This is a genomic window from Aquabacter sediminis (assembly GCF_028863665.1).
GTDB lineage: Bacteria > Pseudomonadota > Alphaproteobacteria > Rhizobiales > Xanthobacteraceae > L1I39.
Genome location: NZ_JARBFX010000020.1, coordinates 1 through 17028 on the forward strand (window position 1 = coordinate 1; position 17028 = coordinate 17028).

Below are 17028 nucleotides of genomic sequence, written 5' to 3' on the forward strand. Positions count from 1 at the left end.
GGATGACCGGAGCCGACGCGCGAATTGGAAAAGGCAGCTTGACCGATCAGCCGCGCAGAGTTCTCACACAGCCTCGGGCCGGGAGCAGACTGTCCGCTATTGGGAGCCTCAATCGAGGAGCGGACATACCTCCGATGAATGAGAGGCGAGAATTGACCTCAAGTGGCCCCTCGGCTGACCTTGCAGTGCTACGCACGTCGTGACGAAGGCGGGCCCGCGAGATCGTGAGGCAAGGTCGCCGGGCTTAGCGCTTTTGGCATATAAATTGCTCAAAAGAGGCGTCGTCCAATGGGAACCCGATGATGCCGATCGATTTCACGCTCACGGCGAACCAGAAAAGGCTGCGAACCATTGCGCGGGAGTTCGCCAACGACATTCTCGCGCCCCGCATTCGCCGGGCCGACGAAGAACCGGACCCGCAGAAGGCCTTCCAGCATGTGAAGGGCGCCTATGTGGAGGCCTATAAGCTGGGCTTCGCCATGGGCTTCATTCCCAAGCGCTATGGGGGCGGCGGCATCAGCAGCCTCGATCTTCAGGTGGTCGCCGAAGAGATCTGCGCCGTGGACCCAGGCTTTGCGACCATCCTTCTGGTCAATGGCCTCGCCCTCATGCCGCTGGCCTGGTTTGGCAACGAGCGGCAGAAGCAGAAATGGCTGACGGCGGCAACGAGCGATCCGCGCGGCGAGTACCTTGCGGCCTGGACGGTTAGCGAGGCGGCGGGGTCTCCTGGCGGCACCGCCAATTTCGACCATCCGGCGCCCTGGCCGGCCGGCGTTTCGCTGACAGCGACCCATGACCGCGCGAACGGGGAATATATCCTGAACGGACGCAAATATTGGCCCTGCAATGCGGGGGGCTGGGACCTCGCCGGCGCGAACATCAATATCTGCATCGTCCGGACCACACCGAAGAGCGGCGGGACGGAAGGATTGTCGGCGATCATCGTGCCGCGGGACACGGCGGGCGTGGTCTATGAGCCGCCCATCTCCAAGATCGGCCACCGCATCTGCCAGAACAATTCCATCATCTTCCAGGACTGCCGGGTGCCGGAGGAGAATGCGTTTGCCATCGGGGACGGCGATCTCGCCATTGCCCGGGCCTTCACCTGGTCCGGCCCGGTGGCGGCCATTGCCGCGGTCGGCGTTGCGCGGTCCGCGTATGAATATGTGCTCGACTGGTCAAAGACCCACACGGCCGGCGGCCCGGAGCCGATCATTAACCATCAGGCCGTCGGCTACGCCCTCGCGGACGTCGCCATGAAGATCGAGGCCTGCCGCGCCTTCGCGTGGAAGGCGGCGCATTATCTCGACCGCAATGAGAGCCAAGGCCATGCCATCTGCGCCATGGCAAAGGTCTTCTGTGGAGAAACCTTGTTCGGCGCCGTCTTCGGGGCCATGCGGGTGATGGGCGTGAATGCCCTCGACCGGCGGCATCCGCTGGAGCGCTACCTGCGCGAGGCGGCCGTCTTCCCCCTTTATGACGCGGGAAATCTGGGCATGCAGATGCGCAAAATTTGGTCGGTCATGCGCCACCCCGATTTCGATCCGCGCGCGTTCATGGAATTGTCGCCGACCCCCTTCGACAAGACCCTGCGTTAGGACCCGTTTTCAGGCGAGGGGAACAAAGCGGAAGCGGCAGACCTGGCCGTCGTTCCGCTGCATGCACTCCTCCTGGTCCACGCCGGCGCCCATGAGGCCGCTGATGAAACCGATGTCGAACTGGCACACCTCGGGATAGTCCTTCGACAGGTCATGATAGACGCAGTTGCGGCACTCGATGCGCGGAAGCTTGCCCGGCTCCTCGTCGGGAACGGTCTGCGCCACAAAGCCGGTTTCATTCATGATCCGGACGATCTCGACGATACGTTCGATCCGCGTCTTGCCCGTGATGCGCGGCAGCGCCATGGCCGACATGTCGACCCCGAGATTGAACATGAACGCGCCGAGGTCAGCATCGCCGATCCGCACGCGCAACGTCTGGAACAGGATGCGCGAGAACCAGGAATATTGCTTAGGAAAGACGCCGATGCCGCTTTCGGTCAGCACATAGATCTGACCCGGCCGACCGCCGGTCTTGCGGGCAGAGCCTCGTGCGACATAGCCGTCGCGCTCCAGACCCGCCAGATGCTGCTTGACCGCACTGCGGCTGATATCGAGCCGCCCGGCCAGTTCGTCGACGGAGAGGCCGGATTTGACTTCAAGAAGCTGTGCAAGCAGCCGACGCTGTGTCTCTCCTCCGCCGAGCACCGTTTGAACCCTCACATGGTACGTCGCGTATCATAGAAGCGAACCCTTTATTCCACAACGCTTCTTGCCGAGAGAGGGCGGCGCCGCAACGCCAGCGCACAGACGCCGAAACGGGCACGAGCTGGCGCCCTTTTAATCACAAGATTCTTTTGACAGTTTTTTATGCCGAAACTACCATTTCCTTGTTCAAACGCGTCCGCACATCGCTTCCGTCCCGCGCGACACCCGTTGCGGCGAACGGCTTTGCGCGACCTCGGGCGCCGCGAGCAGACAACAATGAAGGGGAATTTCAATGGCAATCGACTTCACCATGTCGCCGGAACAGCGCCAGATCCAAGCGATGGCTCGCGAGTTCGCAGAGAATGTGCTGGCTCCCGTCGTTCCCGAGGCGGATCGCGAGCCGGATCCTCTGCTGGCCCATACCAAGACGAAGGGCGCCTATGTGGAGGCCTACAAGGCCGGCATCGCCATGGCCATGCTGCCGAAAGAGTATGGCGGCGGAGGCCTCTCATGCCTCGATTTCACCATCGCGGCTGAAGAGATTTGCGCTGTCGATCCGGGCTTTGCCTGCACCGTGCTGTGCAACGGCCTCGGCCTGATGCCCGTCTCCTGGTACGGCACGGAGGAGCAGAAGAAGCGCTTCATCGGCGCGGCAACCTCCGACCCGACCGGCGAATACCTCGGCGGCTGGACCGCGGGCGAGCCTCCGGGCGGCACGGGCGGCACTGCAAATTTCGACAATCCCTTCCCCCGGCCCGCGGGCATCGGCCTCACCGCAACCCGCGACGGCGACTTCTACATCCTCAACGGCCGGAAGAAGTGGTCCTCGGCAGGCGGCTGGGATGCCAAGGGCGTCAATGCCCAGACGGTGATCGTGCGGACCGACGGCGAGGTCGGCGGCACCAAGGGCCTCTCCGCCATCGTGGTCGAGCGCGGAACGCCGGGAATTTCCTATGAATTCCTCAACAAGGAGGGGCACCGCACCGCCTCCAACGCCCTCATCACCTTCGACAACGCCCGCGTTCCCGTCGACAATCTTCTGCCCGGCGCGGCCGGCAATGGCGACTTCGTCATCAACCGCAATTTCGCCTGGTCCGGCCCGGTGGCCGGCATCGCGGCGGTGGGCATGGCCCGCTCCGCCTACGAAGCAGCCCTCAAATTCTGCAAGACGAACACCGCGGGCTCGCTGACGCCGATCATCCGCTTCCAGAATGTCGGCTACATTCTCGGCGACTGCGCCGCCAAGATCGAGTCGGCCCGCTACTTCTGCTGGCGCGCCTCGGATTATCTCGACAAGCATGAGCAGCACGCCGAGCTTGTCGGCGCCATGTGTAAGATCAACACCACCGAAGCCATGTTCGACGTCATCTACAAGTGCATGCAGGTGGTTGGCGTGAACAGCCTCAGCACCGAGTATCCCTTCGGCCGCTTCCTGCGCGAGGCTTCCGTGCTGCCGATCTATGATGGCGGCAACATGGGGATGCAGCGCCGCCGCGTCCACGGCGTCATCGCCGACGAAGGGTTCAATCCACGGGCAGTCATGGAGGACAGCACGATCGTCTTCGAGAAATCCATGGAGAGCATCGGCACCGTGGCCGACTGGGACCGGCAATACTCGAACTCCGGCATCACTCCGTTCGTATCCGCAGCCGAATAGACTTAAAATCGTGCGCGGACGTTGTAGTTAGCGCCCGCGCACGTAGAGGGCGCTTCATCATTGTTCTGCGAATGGGCATGACCTCCCTGCACCTCGAAGCCGGCTGACCGTACGCCCCACTGACGCATGTCCTTCAGACGTCGCTTGAAGTCATAATCCTTGCCGGATTGAAGCTTCTCGAGCCCGGTCCCCAAGCTGGCCATTCGTCGCGCCCGCGGCGTGACGTTCCCCCCAACTTCTATCCAGCGGTGGGTTCGTTCTGGCGGTTGGATTTGCCCTGTCGGGCGTGCTGGGCGGCGGGAGCAGACGCGGAGCCGTTCGTGTTGCGGAGCGTCTGATCCCGCCGCGGGTGGAACGTTGAGGCGAAGGCGCTTGGCGTCTGCCATCCGAGCTTCGAGTGCGGGCGGTCGGTCTTGCGACGACCGTTTGAATCCGCCCAATACGCCTCCGAAGCCTATCGCGGTGCGCTTGCCACCGCGGGCATCGCCCCATCCATGAGCCGCAAGGGCGATTGCTGGGGCAATGCCCCCAAGGAGAGCTTCTTCCACACCCTAAAAACCGAGCGGGTCCACCACCGCCTCTATGCCACTAGGGCCGAAGCGCGAGGGGATCTGTTCGGCTACATCGAAGCCTCAGCTGATTTGGGAAACCGCTTTGTCCACACGACCTAAATCCCCAGATAAAACTTGCGGATCAGGTCGCTGTTGTTCAGCTCCGCGGCTGAACGGCCCTCGAATTGGATTTCGCCATGCACGATGACATAGCCGAGGTCGGCGATACGGATGGCCTGGGTGAAGTTCTGCTCGGCCATGATTACGGTAAGGTCATAGTGTGCCTTCAACTCGGCGATCGCATCGATCGTGCGCGCCACCAGCAAGGGCGAAAGGCCGACCGAGGGCTCGTCGACGACAAGGATCTTCGGCGCCAGCATCATGGCGCGCGCCAATGCCACCATCTGCTGCTCGCCGCCACTCATCGAGCCAGCCAATTGCTTGCGCCGCTCGGCCAAGCGCGGGAAGGCCTGGAAGCAGAAGTCAAGGTTCGGCTTGATCCGAGCGCGGACTGCGGGACGGGAGGCCCCAAGCAGCAGATTCTCCTCCACCGAGAGTTTGGGGAACAGGCGTCGCCCCTCGGGCACCAGCGCGATGCCGAGATCGACGATCTCCTCCGTCGTCCGGCCGACGAGCTCGTGCTCGACACCGTCGATGGTCGCAATGATCCGCCCGACATCCGGCCGGACCATGCCCATGATGCACTTGATCAGCGTGCTCTTGCCGTTCCCGTTCGTGCCGAGCAAGGCGACCGTGCGTCCCGCCGGTGCCGTCATCGACACGTCCGACAGCACACGGACGGCGCCGTAGCCCGCCGAAACTCCCTGAACAGTGATGCTACTGGCCAATGTAAGCCCTCCCAACTTCAGGGTGCTGGATGACGTCCTCAGGGACGCCGTCGGCGATCTTCTGCCCGGAGACGAACACCACCAGCCGCTGCGAGAACCGCATTACGGCGCTCATGATGTGTTCGATCAGAAGGATCGTGATCCCCTTGCCGTTGAGGTCCAACAGCAGTTGCAGAATCTCATCGACTTCGGAATGGGACAGCCCGGCCATGACTTCGTCGGCAATGAGCAGCTTGGGATCGCTGCCGAGCGCCCTGGCGAGTTCAAGCTTGCGCAGCTCGACCTGCGTCAGATCATTCGGCAACCGCCAGGCCTTGCTTTCCAGACCGACCAGAGTCAGCAGTTCCAAGCTGCGGCGCTCGATGTCCTTGCGCGTCAACGTTCCGCCCGCGCGCAACGTTCCGGCATATTCAAGCGGCACCCGGATGTTCTGTACCAGCGACATGCTGCGAAACGGACGCGGCAGCTGGAAACTGCCCGCAATCCCTAGGTTCACGCGTTCATGCGCCGTTCGCCCAACGAGGTCGTGGCCATCGAACCTGATCGCGCCCGACGTGATCGGAACCGCGCCGCACAGGCAGTTGACCATGGTGCTCTTGCCGGATCCGTTGGGACCGATCAGACCCAGCCGCTCCCCATCCTCGATATGGAAATCGACGTTATCGAGCGCGGTGAAGCCGCCGAACCGCTTTGTGATGGCTTGCGCCTGCAAGATGGCGTTCACGACCTGCTCTCCCTCTTGCGCGCCATGCCCTGGACCAGCCCGATGATGCCCTTGGGCGCGATTATGACGAAGCCGACAAGCATCAGGCCCACGATCAGCAGGTTGACCGCCGACGAGATGGTCACCGTCGCCAATTGCTGCGTCGTGCCAAGAAGCAGGGCACCGACCAGCGGCCCCGTCCAGTTGCTGGTTCCGCCGATCATCGACATGGCGATGGCGTTGACGCCATATTCGAGGCCAAAGGCGGAGTGCGGTTGAACGTAGCCGATATAGAAGGGATAGGGTGCCCCGGCCATGCCCATCAGGCCCCCGGAAATCGTGGTCGCCATCAGCTTGAGCCGCAGCGTCGGCACCCCGCAGGCCTCGGCGGCAGCTTCGTCGTCACGGATGGTCGCGAAGCCTAGCCCCATCCGCGACCGCTCGATCCAGCGCGCCGTGACGATGGCGCCGATCGCCAGCACCAGCATCAGCGCGAAAAGGTAATCCATGTAGCCGATCGAGACTGTGCCGAACGCCAGCGTCTGCGGCCGGATGACGAACGTCCCGCGCGACCCGCCCACGAGATCCCAGTTCATGACCAGCGTCTGCAGGACGACGGCGAGCGCCAGCGTGCCGATGGCGAAAAAAGCCCCCTTCAGGCGCAGCGTGAGATAGCCCATCCCGAGCCCGATCAGGCCGGCGACGATGCCGCCGAGCACCATCAGCAGAGGCAGGGGAAGGTCCACGAACTGCAGGAAGAAGATCGTGCTGTAAACGCCCGTCGCGAAGAACGCGGCTGAGCCGAAATTTACGTAGCCGCAGTAGCCGCCAAGGATATTCCAGGCCGTCGCGACCGTCACGTACTGCACCACAATGTAGCCTGCGTACAACGCGTATTCCATACGAAGCAGGTGGGCACCGATGAGGGTGACGACACCGACCAGACCTGCGACAAGCAAGAATCGAACGTTTCCCATTTATTGTTACCTTCCCAGCAAGCCATTCGGACGGAAAGCGAGGGTCAGCAACAGCAGGCTGAAGGACACCGCGGGCGCCCAGGACGCCCCCCAGAAGGTCGCTGTGAGACTTTCGATGACACCGATCAGGAGGGCGGCGATCAATGTGCCCGGCAGGCTCCCGAGGCCGCCCAGCACGCAGATCGCGAAGACGCGGCCTATATATTCCCGTCCCATCGATGGCTCGACCGGTTGGATGATGACCAGCATCGCTCCCGCGATTGCCGCGATGGCGACCGACAGCCCGAAGGCATTCCGCTTGATCCGAACCGGGTCCACCGCCACGAGGCGCAGCGCTACCGGGTCTTGCGCCACCGCCGCTATGGCACGGCCGGTGAATGTCCGCCGGATGAACAGTTCGATCCCGGCAAACAGCACCCCCGAGGCAAGCGCGGGGATCAGCAGCCGCAGCGGAAGATCGACCATTCCCAGATGCAGGGTCGGCCCAATATAGGGAGCTCTGACATACTGGTAATCGACGCCGATGCTGAGCACGAGCAGCACTTCGCTAATGAACATCAGCCCGAAGAAGAAGCAGAGGCCACGCATCGCATCCTTGCTGACCTTCTCGAATGCGTGATGGTAGATCGAGTAGATCAGTTGCCCGGCGAAGAAAAACACGATGGCCGCGATCCATCGTCGCCAAGCCCTTGCCTTCCGCAGTGTCTCGGAAGGCCGCCGTCGTCCAGCGCGCCAGCACGCTGTCGGCGATCGCGGCCAGCCCGTCCGCACGGCACCGGGCCGCCCGCTCACGCCACATCGGCGGGTTCAGGCTGACGATGTTCGAGTCGAACAGCGTCAGGGTAAGGATGCGATCCGGCCGGAGGCCGGCAACCGCCTGGGCGACGAGCCCTCCGATCGAGAGGCCGCAGACGTGGTAGCTGGTCAGGTGAAGTGCATCGAGGAGGGCCATTATGTCCGCCGCCAGGTCGTCAATGCCAAATGGCGTCAAGGAAACCCGGCTGAGGCCGTGTCCGCGCAAGTCCGGGCAAATCAGGAAGTGCGATGCCGCCAGCGCCTCGACCTGCCGCTCCCAGATGGCACCAGACGCGCCCAGCGAGTGCAGCAGCACGACTGCTGGCTTCGACCGATCGCCGAACAGGGACGCGTGGAGGATGTGAGTGCCGACGTCCAGAAACATGCTGTCCCTCGTCAAAAGCCTCGATTGAGTTGCGCCAGTGCCTTCTCGACCACGGCGGTCTGCATGTGCGGCTCGGTGCGTGCGCGCTAAAGCCGACTGATTTTGAGCGATAAGTCGACGACCATCCGGCAACGACCGAGCGGGCGCGCCATGGTCCCCGCGCAAGCACCAGCCCGTCCTCGATCGCAATCCCTGCAACGGATGCCAGGCGCGGCGTGTTGCATGGCTCGCTTCCTCGATCAGAAGGGCGGTGCCCCGTTTCCCGCTGCCGTCTAGGAATACGGTTCCCGGCGGGCCGCACCCGCCGATCCGCCACCGACTATGGGGATATTGAGACAGGCGTGCATTTCAGGCTGCTTTCGCCGGTTCGTGGATGAAATGCCCGATGCCAATGCCGGTGTACCAGTCGTTGACGGCCTTGTAGTAGGCGGGCTTGAAGCGCATGCCATCGGCCACGCCCAGCGCCGCCATCCACATCCGGATTTCCTCGGCCCCGTTTCCGGCCGTGTGCACGAAGTCGGTCGCATAGGCGATCGTCTTGTCGATATCGCCTTCCTCGAGCAGCCGCAGAAGCGTCTCGTCGAACTCGCGATTGACCATCCCCATGCGCGGCGTGGCGATGTCGTGGCTAATTCCACCGGTGGCAAGGACAGCGACGCGCTCGACGCCGGTATAGGCGCGGATCGCCCGGCCCAGGAAGATGCCGAAATTGTAGCACCGGCGCATGGTGGGCATCGGCGGCTGCACGCAATTGAACAGGATCGGCACGATGGGCAGATTCGGATCGAGCCCCGCCAGTTCGAGCGGCGTGAGCGACCCGTGGTCGAGCACCATGTCCATCGAGAAGGCCGGATCGAATTCAGCATCGAGTGCGGCCTGGAGCAGGTAAGAGCCGAAGGCCTGGTCCCCCTGAAAAAGGCGACGCTTCGCCTTAAGCCAGTGTTCGATTGGGCTCTCGTAGCTTTCTGCGGTGCCGATGCAGAGCGCCGGGAAGTTATTGAGGAAGAAGTTATGCAGATGATCGTTGGACAGCACGATAAGGGCGTCCGGACGACCCGCCTCGAAGTCGCGCCCCATTGCCTCGTAGGCGGCGAAAATCTCGCTGCGCAACCCGGCCGGAATGCGGTCCGGGAAGTTCAACATCACGGGGGTGTGGCTCGCGGTATAGATCCCGGTCAGCTCAGCCATTTGTCATCTCCTTCTTGCAGCAGGCTGCGCAGCGCGGCGAGCGAAACATCTTCGGGAATCTTGACCCCAATGCAGTGCGCGCGCAGGAGGTAGGGGTTGACGCCGGCCTCGTAGAGCCCGGCCACGTCGTCGCCAGAGATCTTAGCCTTCATCTCCGGCGTTAGCTTGTAGCGGGACAGATATTTGTCCTTGTCTTGGTTGTAGGCAGCGAGATCATCGGGTTTGTGGTGCAGTTCGTAGAGGACCCTGTCGAGGAGGTAGGCCTCCGTCGTCGGCATCATCTGTTTCCAGTTGCTCATCTCTCGTCCTTTCGCCTCATTTCAGCTGTTCGCCGATCCAGCGGACAATGGTGGGAACCGTGTGCGGGCCAAAACCCATATGTCCGCCGGGGAAGAGGCGCACGGTCTTGGGACTGCCGTGCTCCAGCAGCAGGTGGATGTCAGCGATCGGGCACTGCTTGTCCTCCTTGCCGTTCACCAGTAGCAGCGGCGCACTCGGCCGGTCGAGCAGGCCCTGGTCCAGCAGCGACAGCACGCGGAACCCCTCGACATATGCTGCGTCGTTTTCGGCGCCCAGCATGCGGCTGCGCGTCTCGACCAATTCCATCAGGTAGCTTTCGGGATGGCGCGACTGCTGGATCCACTCCCGCTGGAACATGAAATGGACGCCACCACCCCAGTTGACTGCGCCCCTCAGCGTGTCTGGAGCCAGATGGGCGAGCTTGGTGGCCCAATGGCCGCCAAAGGAGCGGCCGACCAGCACGATGCGGCTGCCGTCGAGATCCGGGTTGCGCTGCACCCACTCGATCACCGGCAGGAACTGCTTTTCGCCGTCCGCTGTGGCCTTGATCGGCGATTCCCCGGTGCCGACATTGTCCATCGCGACGGATGCGATGCCAGCCGCGGCCAACGAGGACGACAGCTCGGTCATCTCCTCCTTCCACGCATCGACACCCCCCACATGATCACAACCGGCGGCCGCCTGCTGCCGGCAGGCGTCCGTACATAGAACCGGAGTGTCTTGCTGTGAGTCCCGGCGTCGAAATCCAGCGCGACCGGCACGATCGGCGGCTCGGCCAGCCGTCCGAAATTCTCGTAGGCGCGCAGTTCCCGCTCGTAGCTCTCCAGCTTGTCGGGATGGTTTGGACACGGAAAGCGGCCGAGGAAGAAGAAGCCATAGGCCTGGTAGTAGTTGCGCCGAGCGCCCTTGATGTCCCCCGCGGCCTCGGCCGCAGTCGCGCGTTCGACATAGGCGTTGCCGGACGCGATCCAGCACTTGGCCCAGTTGGCCCCGTCCAGCCCCTCAAGCCGCTCGATGGCCCGTTCCGTTTCCTCGGGATCCGTCAAGCCGAGTGGATGGACCCGTTTGGCGAGGCGGTCCTTCATCCAGGCCTTGGCATTCTCAAGGCTTCTCGGTCTGCCGGGATCGGTTGCGGCGCTTTGCTCGCTCATCATTGCCTCTTAGAGGTCACGTCAGTCGGGAGAAGGTTTGGCGGAGGCTGTCGGCGCTCTCCAGCCCGAATCCCAGCGCGGTGATCGAACCCGTCACCGCCGCGACGAGCGCGGCGTTGGAGGGCGCGACGGCGCCGGAGGGAAGGAAAAGGTTGTTCTCGAAGCCAACCCGCACATGACCGCCAAGCAGCGTGCCCGCGACCACGCAGGCTGCCTCGCGGGCACCAAAAGCGCACACGCTCCAGTGTGCCGGCAGCGCCATACGATCCTGAAGGAACGGCAGGATATCGGCCGGCGCCGAGCTCTGGTTCGCCGTGTAGCGCCCCAGCACGAACAGCAGCGGCAGATCGCCCGGCACCACGCCGCGCGCCTGCAGGTCCATGAGCCTGCGCTGGTCGGCCAGATCATAGAGGATGATCTGCGGCGTCACGCCTTCGCGGCGCATCCAGGCAAGCAGCTCAGAAAAACGTCCCTCGTCGCCATCCTCGGGCACAATCTCGCGCATGGCGATTGAGGCCGATTCCGGGCGGACCGCCTTGACGATGGCGATCTGTTCGGCCGGGCCGTAGAACCCAAGCGATTCCGTCGTGATCTGCACCACCAGATCACGACCGACAGCCCGGCGCACGGCCTCCGTGGCGGCGCGATAGGCATCTGCATCCAGGAGGTGCCGGCCGTCGCGGTCCCGGACATGCAGATGAAGCAGGCTGGCAGCGGCATCCCGGCATTCGATCGCGCAACACGCAAGTTCATCGGCTGACAGTGGGAGCGCGGAATGGTCCGCCTTGGTCTTGCGGCCACCGTTCGGCGCCACCGAGATCATCACCCGTCGCGTGCGATCCGGCTCGCAGGCAAAGCAGCCTGCGGTCGCAATCGGTGACGCGCTCAGCATGGCACGGCCCCCCGGCCCGCGCCTCGGTGCGTTCCGGTCCTGCTGCCGGCCAAACGCGTGACCGTGCCATCGCCTTCGCTGGTGCGAAGCGTTTCCATCGTCGGCGCTCTCCCCCGGTCCTTTTTTCTGGTTCCGCTCCCACGTCGGCTCGTCGCCGCACGAGAGCTAGGCTGGGCACATCCATCTGGACCTGGAGGTGTGCCCGTTGGCTTGCCTATTCGCTGCTTCTTCGCCCCTCACCCCAAACGCCGGCAGCCCCTCTGAGATGGGCGCACCGGTTCACCGTGCGCGAAGCCCATCCGGCTTCGCCGAACGGCCCCTCGACCGTGGCCGATCAAGAGGCGCTATTCACTCTAAAATTGACTACGATCAATTATGAGCACGCTCGGAAATTTGCCAAGCGATCCTCCGACGTAAGCGGCAACCGTCGCTCCCCCTTCCTGCCCGGTCCCGTCCGCCAATTTTCAAGAGCCTTGAGCTCTCTCTGCAGGAGTCACACGCCCTCGGTGAAAGCGGTTCCAAGTATGATCGGGGCTGTGGTGCAGTGCATATCCAATGGTGCACCCATGAGACGCAGTTGCCATTTCCCTGTTCGGGTTAAGTCGCGCGACTGGTCGTCGCCCAGCTTCCCCTATATGACGGGAGTCTTGTTTTCAGTGTCTTGGCAACGGGAGACTTCCACCATGCAGCTTCGGCAGGGGCCAGCGAACGCTGACGGCGCGGACAGTTCTGACCGGCCGGCGGCATCCGGCCAGCGTGCCCGAAACAAGATCGACAAGTTGCAGCGCATCAAGGAATCCGCCACTCAACTGTTCATCGAAAAGGGGTTTGACGATACAACGACGCGCGAGATTGCAGTGCGCGCGAGTGTCGGCATCGGAACCCTGTTCAATTATGCGAACGACAAGCGCGATCTTTTATTTCTTGTTTATAATCGGGATTTGGAAAACATTGTCGAAACGGCATCAAAAACCTAAATCCACACAAAGGTGTGAATGATAACCTCATTTCAATTTTCGAACCACACTACGAGTTCTTCGGCCGGCAGCCCGAATTGTCTCGCATCATCCTGCGTGAGATGCTGTTCTATGGCAGCGGCCAGCAGGCAACGCGCTACAGGCAGAACAGGGTGCGGCTGATGAATCTCATCTCCCAGCCGTTCCGTTTCGGAATGAAGGCCGGAACCGTGAGGCAGGATGTCGACGCCGACACGCTCGGTTGGATCGCTTTCGCGATTTTCCAAGTCGAGCTCCGGCGGTGGATCGCGGAACCGGCCCAGGATTTAAATGAGGGCATCGTACGATTGCGCACGGAGCTCGCAATCTTCGAAAGCGGCTTCGCCCTACGATAGGTTCGGAAGCTTAATATTCATCAGGTCGACACAAGTGAAGAAGCTGTCGCCCGGCTATTTCAACCGCCTGATCTTCCCCCGTCTTTCTCGACACCCATGTTAGCTTTTGTGAGCTTCACAGGAGTGTTCGATGGGCGCACGGTGTCGGTTTTTTCCAGAGGCGTTCAAGCGGGAGGCGGTTGACCGGGTGACCTCCAGCGGTCTGTCCGCCGGGCAGGTGGCGCAGGACCTGGGGCTGCACGAGACGGTTCTGCGACGGTGGGTGAGAGATCTCGAACCACAGGCGACGGGGCCGGCGCGGCGCCCGATCCCGCAGGCGGCGGCCCCGTCGCCGGCGGACCTCGCTGCGGAGAACGCCCGGCTCAGGCGGGAGAACGAGCGGTTGCGGATGGAGCGCGACATCCTATAAAAAGCCGCGCTCATCTTCGGAGCGGCCTCCCGATGACGTTCGGGTTCGTCGATGAGCATCGCGCTGTGTGGCCGGTTCGCGTGATGTGCGCGGCCCTCGGGCTGTCAGCCAGCGGCTATTATGCCTGGCGCGCCCGGCCCGAGAGCTTGCGGGCACAGACCAACCGGACGCTCACCGATGACATCCGGCTGATCCACGCGCAGAGCAGCGGGACTTATGGCGCGCCCCGGATCCATGCGGTCCTGAGGGGGCACTGTCGGCGCGTGGGCCGGTCCCGGATCGAGCGGCTCATGCGCCGCGCCGGCATCCGGGGCCTCGCCGCCGTGCCAAGGCGCACGCGGACGACCGACAGCCGCCATAACGATCAACGGCCTCTACAAGGCCGAGGTCATCCATCGACGAGGGCCTTGGCGGAACTACGAGGCTGTCGAGTACGCCACGCTTGAATGGGTCGACTGGTTCAACAACCGAGGGCTCCTTGAGCCTATCGGCAATATCCCGCCCGCCGAAGCCGAGGCCGCATACCATGCCACGCTCGCGCCGTCCGCTATGGCTGCGTGACTCAAACAATCCGGCCTCCGGCAAACCCGGGGCGGTTCACTAACGTCCAAAATGGGAGCGCAAAGCAGGCGCCTGCTGCCGCTCTTCATCCGGCCAAGGTCACTGGGGCTGGAGGCCCGTAGTTGCCACGAGAGATCTCAGCCATTCCGTCTCGTTGTCTATATAGGCTTGGAACTTCGCCGGATCCCCTCCCACTGGCGTCAGGCCAAGCGCCTTCAACGTCTCGATGACCTCCGGATCTTTAAGAACTTGGTTGAAACCTGCAGATAGCTTCTCGACCACCTTGGGCGGGGTTTTGGCCGACACGAAGAAGCCGTTCCAATTGGTGCCGGTGAAGCCCGCGACGCCCTGCTCTTCGAACGTCGGCACGTCGGGCAGAACGGCGGACCGCGCCGCGCCAGTCGCCGCCACTGCCTTTAGCTTCTGCTGGTCGATATAGGGCGCGAACGCGCTGAAGGGAAGGAAGGACGACGAGATCTCCCCGTTGAGCAGTTGTAGGATGATGTCGCGATTGCCCTTGAAGGGGATGTCGTCGACCTTTGCTGATGTCGTCTCGATCAGCTTCAGGAGCAGGAGCTGCCCTGTCGAGCCGTACCCGAACGAGCCAAAGGTCTTGTGGGAGTCGGGTCGCTTGGACTGTGCGACAAAGGTCGCCAGATCTGCCGGAATGGCGCCATCCTGTCGGCTGACCACGAAATACATCGAAGTCTCGGTCGCCACAATCAGGGGCCGCAGCTCTTTGAAGGTGTCAAATGGCATGTTCTTTTTCAAGAACGTGTTCTGGATAATCTGGGAGATGTTGTTGAGGATCGTATAGCCATCGCCCGGGGCGCGGATGACGTCCGACGTGCCGATCAGGGTGTCACCCCCCGGCTTGTTATCCACGATGACCGGCTGGCGCCAGATCTCCGACAGCTTCTTCGCCAATACCCGGGTCATGATGTCGGAATTGCCCCCGGCCGGGAAAGGCACGACGATTCGCACCATGCGGGTCGGGAACGGCTCGTCCTGGCTCCAAGCCCGGGAAATGGGCGTGACGAGCAGGACGGCAAGCATCGCGAGTGCGATCTTCGCCAGGCGGGACATGGGTTCCTCCTCAGGTCTTCTCGCGCTCTCCGCAGGTGAGGCGCAGCGGTTCTTGGTGCCTCGGTTTCAGACGGGCGGCACGACGGGAAGGGTCAGGAAGGCCGGATTTCCGGCCTCCACATGGATCGAAACATGGCCGGCGAAGATTTCGGTCGGGCGGTCCTGCGGGTCGTCATGGATGAAGGGCCCGCAGCCGCGCATCGGATTCTTCATGTTGGAGAGGCTCGCAGCCGGGCCCTCATATTCGTAGTCGCGTCCGCGAATGCTCAGTCCGATCCGATAGCCCTTCGGCACGATGATGGAGGTCGGCCAGATCTCCACCTCGACATCCACCGGGACGCCAGGGGTGAGAGCCTCCTCGCGGTCATGCAGGTGATAGGGCCGCCACGGCATGCTGCGCTCGGGATCGGTCCGCCGATGCGAGGCGCGCAGCCAGCCCTGGGCGATCGGCGCGTGGGGATCGATGGCCCCGCGCATCACCACTTCCGAGCCGTCCGGCGCAAACAATCGCAGCACGAGGAACAGATCTGCATCGCTGGTCGTAGACGAGCAGCGCAGCGTTGCGGCTGACGGGCCGGTGATTTCCGTCTCGGACTCAAAGGGGGCCGAAAGGAACGTCAGACCCCGGCCCATTGCTTCGTATGTAACCACGCCCGATAGGGCCGGAGGCGTGGGAGACAAGGCCATCGTCACCGGGTCGAGGTAAAAGCGCGTCCAGCGCGTACGCGGGATTGGCCACGCCTCTTCATACCGCTGGGTGAATGTACCGTTGGGATGGCGGATCTGAAGCTGGATCGGTGGCTGATCCTGCCACCCATTATCCTCGCCTTTGAGGAAGTGATCGAAGAAGCGACGCTGCAGCTCGACGCCGTAGTCGGTATAGAAACCGGCCCAATGCGCCCCGCCATGCACTTCCAGCCATTTCTGCCGGCTGCCCGCCCTCAGATAGCCCTCGAAATTGCCGCGCGTGTGCAAGCCGTGCCCACCCCAGTTTGCCGCGGACAGGAGGGGAATCTGAATGTCTTCCAGAACGGGCGTCCGGGCTTTGTAGAAATCGTCGTCGAGTCGGTGCTCGGAGAGCTGGGAGGAGATGTCTCGACGATTGGCGGCCAGCTCTTGCGGCGTGAGGGTCTCTGGGCCACAGACCAGTTCGCCGGTGAAAGCGCTCCGCGGCCCGTTCGCGCCCAGGCCGTGCTGGACGCTGAGGACCTGCATCTGCTGCCAATTCTTGGTGAAGGAGCAGAGGATGCCGCCATGTCGTGCGGATTCGCGATAGCGGTCATTGTAGCCCTCCCACACGCAAATGGCGGCAAGGTGTGGGGGACGCTTGGCGGCGGCGCGCCATTGGTTGGTGGCATAATAGGATATCCCGGCCAGCCCCACCTTGCCGTTCGACCAGGGCTGCACGGCGGCCCATTCGATGCAGGCGACGAGATCATCGATCTCACGCTCCGAATGCACGTCGAGCACGCCCGGTGAGCGACCGGCCCCGCGTGAGTCGACCCGGATGCAGATATAGCCGTGATGGATCCACTTCTCCGGATCCGCCACCTCCCAGTTCTGGAACTTGTTTCCCGAGCCGGCCGCCGCGTCGGGGTGCTCCTTCAGCATGATGTCCCATGCGGACGGGTAGCCGTCCTGGAAGGCCAATCCCTTCCCATAAGGGCCATAGCTGAGCAGCACGGGATATTGTCCGTCGCCGACCGGCCGGAAAATGTCGGCGCGCAGTACGATACCATCAGCCATTTCGATGGGTGCGTCCCATTCAATCTGGAACGGGCCGTTCTCTCCCTCGACAACACAGGTTGAGGATGAGGGGCGCGAAGACAGATGATTGTTCATTGGCGCTCCAGATTTTCAACCAGTCGACCGAAAAACAACAGATCGCGTCGCGCATGTAAAATATTGCTGCGAGATGCAATCGATCT

Annotated in this window: 17 protein-coding genes and 4 pseudogenes; 7 read left to right on the forward strand and 14 right to left on the reverse strand. The window is 62.9% G+C overall.

Annotation, left to right across the window (positions count from 1 at the left end; all coding sequences use genetic code 11):
- Window positions 1-299: 299 nt before the first annotated feature.
- Window positions 300-1598 carry an acyl-CoA dehydrogenase family protein gene (locus PV781_RS23340; protein ID WP_274778026.1) on the forward strand — a complete coding sequence of 433 codons (1299 nt, stop codon included), beginning with the start codon at window positions 300-302 and terminating at the stop codon, window positions 1596-1598.
- Window positions 1599-1607: 9 nt separating this feature from the next.
- On the opposite strand, the gene PV781_RS23345 is transcribed toward PV781_RS23340, so the two are convergent.
- On the reverse strand, window positions 1608-2246 hold the full coding sequence (locus PV781_RS23345; protein WP_274778027.1) for a helix-turn-helix transcriptional regulator: 639 nt from the start codon (window positions 2244-2246) through the stop codon (window positions 1608-1610).
- A gap of 292 nt (window positions 2247-2538) precedes the next feature.
- Between PV781_RS23345 and PV781_RS23350 the strand changes: the two genes are divergently transcribed.
- Window positions 2539-3903, forward strand: coding sequence for an acyl-CoA dehydrogenase family protein (locus PV781_RS23350; RefSeq protein WP_274778028.1), 1365 nt, complete (start codon window positions 2539-2541; stop codon window positions 3901-3903).
- 238 nt (window positions 3904-4141) lie between these two features.
- On the opposite strand, the pseudogene PV781_RS23355 reads toward PV781_RS23350, so the two are convergent.
- A pseudogene (locus tag PV781_RS23355) lies at window positions 4142-4315 on the reverse strand (IS3 family transposase); the annotation flags it as partial.
- 25 nt (window positions 4316-4340) lie between these two features.
- Here PV781_RS23355 and PV781_RS23360 point away from each other — a divergent pair.
- Window positions 4341-4532: pseudogene (locus tag PV781_RS23360) on the forward strand (IS3 family transposase); the annotation flags it as partial.
- A 38-nt stretch (window positions 4533-4570) separates the two neighbouring features.
- On the opposite strand, the gene PV781_RS23365 reads toward PV781_RS23360, so the two are convergent.
- The 10 genes from PV781_RS23365 to PV781_RS23410 all read right to left on the reverse strand — a co-directional run bounded on the left by PV781_RS23365 (window position 4571) and on the right by PV781_RS23410 (window position 11693).
- On the reverse strand, window positions 4571-5302 hold the full coding sequence (locus PV781_RS23365; RefSeq protein WP_274778029.1) for an ABC transporter ATP-binding protein: 732 nt from the start codon (window positions 5300-5302) through the stop codon (window positions 4571-4573).
- Window positions 5292-6026: an ABC transporter ATP-binding protein gene (locus PV781_RS23370; protein WP_274778030.1), complete on the reverse strand. Its 735-nt coding sequence runs from the start codon at window positions 6024-6026 to the stop codon at window positions 5292-5294. The genes PV781_RS23365 and PV781_RS23370 overlap by 11 nt, the downstream gene beginning before the upstream one ends.
- A complete protein-coding gene (locus PV781_RS23375) occupies window positions 6023-6964 on the reverse strand; it encodes a branched-chain amino acid ABC transporter permease (RefSeq protein ID WP_274778031.1) in 942 nt (313 codons plus the stop codon). Before PV781_RS23375 ends, PV781_RS23370 begins: the two co-directional genes overlap by 4 nt.
- Window positions 6965-6988: 24 nt before the next feature.
- A complete protein-coding gene (locus tag PV781_RS23380) occupies window positions 6989-7642 on the reverse strand; it encodes a branched-chain amino acid ABC transporter permease (RefSeq protein ID WP_274778032.1) in 654 nt (217 codons plus the stop codon).
- On the reverse strand, window positions 7530-8162 hold the full coding sequence (locus PV781_RS23385) for an alpha/beta fold hydrolase (protein ID WP_274778033.1): 633 nt from the start codon (window positions 8160-8162) through the stop codon (window positions 7530-7532). The genes PV781_RS23380 and PV781_RS23385 overlap by 113 nt, the downstream gene beginning before the upstream one ends.
- Before the next feature lie 348 nt (window positions 8163-8510).
- A complete protein-coding gene (locus PV781_RS23390; RefSeq protein WP_274778034.1) occupies window positions 8511-9350 on the reverse strand; it encodes a DODA-type extradiol aromatic ring-opening family dioxygenase in 840 nt (279 codons plus the stop codon).
- Window positions 9338-9649, reverse strand: coding sequence for a subunit of meta cleavage enzyme (locus PV781_RS23395; protein ID WP_274778035.1), 312 nt, complete (start codon window positions 9647-9649; stop codon window positions 9338-9340). Before PV781_RS23395 ends, PV781_RS23390 begins: the two co-directional genes overlap by 13 nt.
- Before the next feature lie 16 nt (window positions 9650-9665).
- Window positions 9666-10280 carry an alpha/beta hydrolase family protein gene (locus PV781_RS23400; protein ID WP_274778036.1) on the reverse strand — a complete coding sequence of 205 codons (615 nt, stop codon included), beginning with the start codon at window positions 10278-10280 and terminating at the stop codon, window positions 9666-9668.
- The gene (locus PV781_RS23405) at window positions 10277-10801 is read right to left on the reverse strand and encodes a hypothetical protein (protein ID WP_274778037.1); all 525 of its coding nucleotides are present in this window, start codon (window positions 10799-10801) and stop codon (window positions 10277-10279) included. The genes PV781_RS23400 and PV781_RS23405 overlap by 4 nt, the downstream gene beginning before the upstream one ends.
- 16 nt (window positions 10802-10817) lie before the next feature.
- On the reverse strand, window positions 10818-11693 hold the full coding sequence (locus tag PV781_RS23410) for a beta-keto acid cleavage family enzyme (protein WP_274778038.1): 876 nt from the start codon (window positions 11691-11693) through the stop codon (window positions 10818-10820).
- Between the two features lie 683 nt (window positions 11694-12376).
- Here PV781_RS23410 and PV781_RS23415 point away from each other — a divergent pair.
- From PV781_RS23415 to PV781_RS23430, 4 genes and pseudogenes are all read left to right on the forward strand, one after another.
- Window positions 12377-12670 carry a TetR/AcrR family transcriptional regulator gene (locus PV781_RS23415; RefSeq protein ID WP_274778039.1) on the forward strand — a complete coding sequence of 98 codons (294 nt, stop codon included), beginning with the start codon at window positions 12377-12379 and terminating at the stop codon, window positions 12668-12670.
- A gap of 14 nt (window positions 12671-12684) precedes the next feature.
- The gene (locus PV781_RS23420) at window positions 12685-13044 is read left to right on the forward strand and encodes a hypothetical protein (protein WP_274778040.1); all 360 of its coding nucleotides are present in this window, start codon (window positions 12685-12687) and stop codon (window positions 13042-13044) included.
- Window positions 13045-13174: 130 nt separating this feature from the next.
- Window positions 13175-13812: pseudogene (locus PV781_RS23425) on the forward strand (transposase); the annotation flags it as partial.
- Window positions 13808-14014 (forward strand): annotated as a pseudogene (locus PV781_RS23430) (IS3 family transposase); the annotation flags it as partial. The pseudogenes PV781_RS23425 and PV781_RS23430, both read left to right, overlap by 5 nt.
- Before the next feature lie 99 nt (window positions 14015-14113).
- On the opposite strand, the gene PV781_RS23435 reads toward PV781_RS23430, so the two are convergent.
- Both PV781_RS23435 and PV781_RS23440 read right to left on the reverse strand, forming a co-directional pair.
- Window positions 14114-15100, reverse strand: coding sequence for a Bug family tripartite tricarboxylate transporter substrate binding protein (locus tag PV781_RS23435; protein ID WP_274778041.1), 987 nt, complete (start codon window positions 15098-15100; stop codon window positions 14114-14116).
- Window positions 15101-15166: 66 nt separating this feature from the next.
- Window positions 15167-16942 carry a CocE/NonD family hydrolase gene (locus PV781_RS23440; RefSeq protein WP_274778042.1) on the reverse strand — a complete coding sequence of 592 codons (1776 nt, stop codon included), beginning with the start codon at window positions 16940-16942 and terminating at the stop codon, window positions 15167-15169.
- Window positions 16943-17028 lie beyond the last annotated feature (86 nt).

Excerpts from the sequence above, each read along its gene's own strand:
- PV781_RS23340 (WP_274778026.1), top strand. The coding sequence starts at position 300 with ATGATGCCGATCGATTTCACGCTCACGGCGAACCAGAAAAGGCTGCGA.
- PV781_RS23350 (WP_274778028.1), top strand. The coding sequence starts at position 2,539 with ATGGCAATCGACTTCACCATGTCGCCGGAACAGCGCCAGATCCAAGCG.
- PV781_RS23385 (WP_274778033.1), bottom strand. The coding sequence starts at position 8,162 with ATGTTTCTGGACGTCGGCACTCACATCCTCCACGCGTCCCTGTTCGGC.
- PV781_RS23390 (WP_274778034.1), bottom strand. The coding sequence starts at position 9,350 with ATGGCTGAGCTGACCGGGATCTATACCGCGAGCCACACCCCCGTGATG.
- PV781_RS23395 (WP_274778035.1), bottom strand. The coding sequence starts at position 9,649 with ATGAGCAACTGGAAACAGATGATGCCGACGACGGAGGCCTACCTCCTC.
- PV781_RS23400 (WP_274778036.1), bottom strand. The coding sequence starts at position 10,280 with ATGACCGAGCTGTCGTCCTCGTTGGCCGCGGCTGGCATCGCATCCGTC.
- PV781_RS23405 (WP_274778037.1), bottom strand. The coding sequence starts at position 10,801 with ATGAGCGAGCAAAGCGCCGCAACCGATCCCGGCAGACCGAGAAGCCTT.
- PV781_RS23410 (WP_274778038.1), bottom strand. The coding sequence starts at position 11,693 with ATGCTGAGCGCGTCACCGATTGCGACCGCAGGCTGCTTTGCCTGCGAG.
- PV781_RS23415 (WP_274778039.1), top strand. The coding sequence starts at position 12,377 with ATGCAGCTTCGGCAGGGGCCAGCGAACGCTGACGGCGCGGACAGTTCT.
- PV781_RS23435 (WP_274778041.1), bottom strand. The coding sequence starts at position 15,100 with ATGTCCCGCCTGGCGAAGATCGCACTCGCGATGCTTGCCGTCCTGCTC.
- PV781_RS23440 (WP_274778042.1), bottom strand. The coding sequence starts at position 16,942 with ATGAACAATCATCTGTCTTCGCGCCCCTCATCCTCAACCTGTGTTGTC.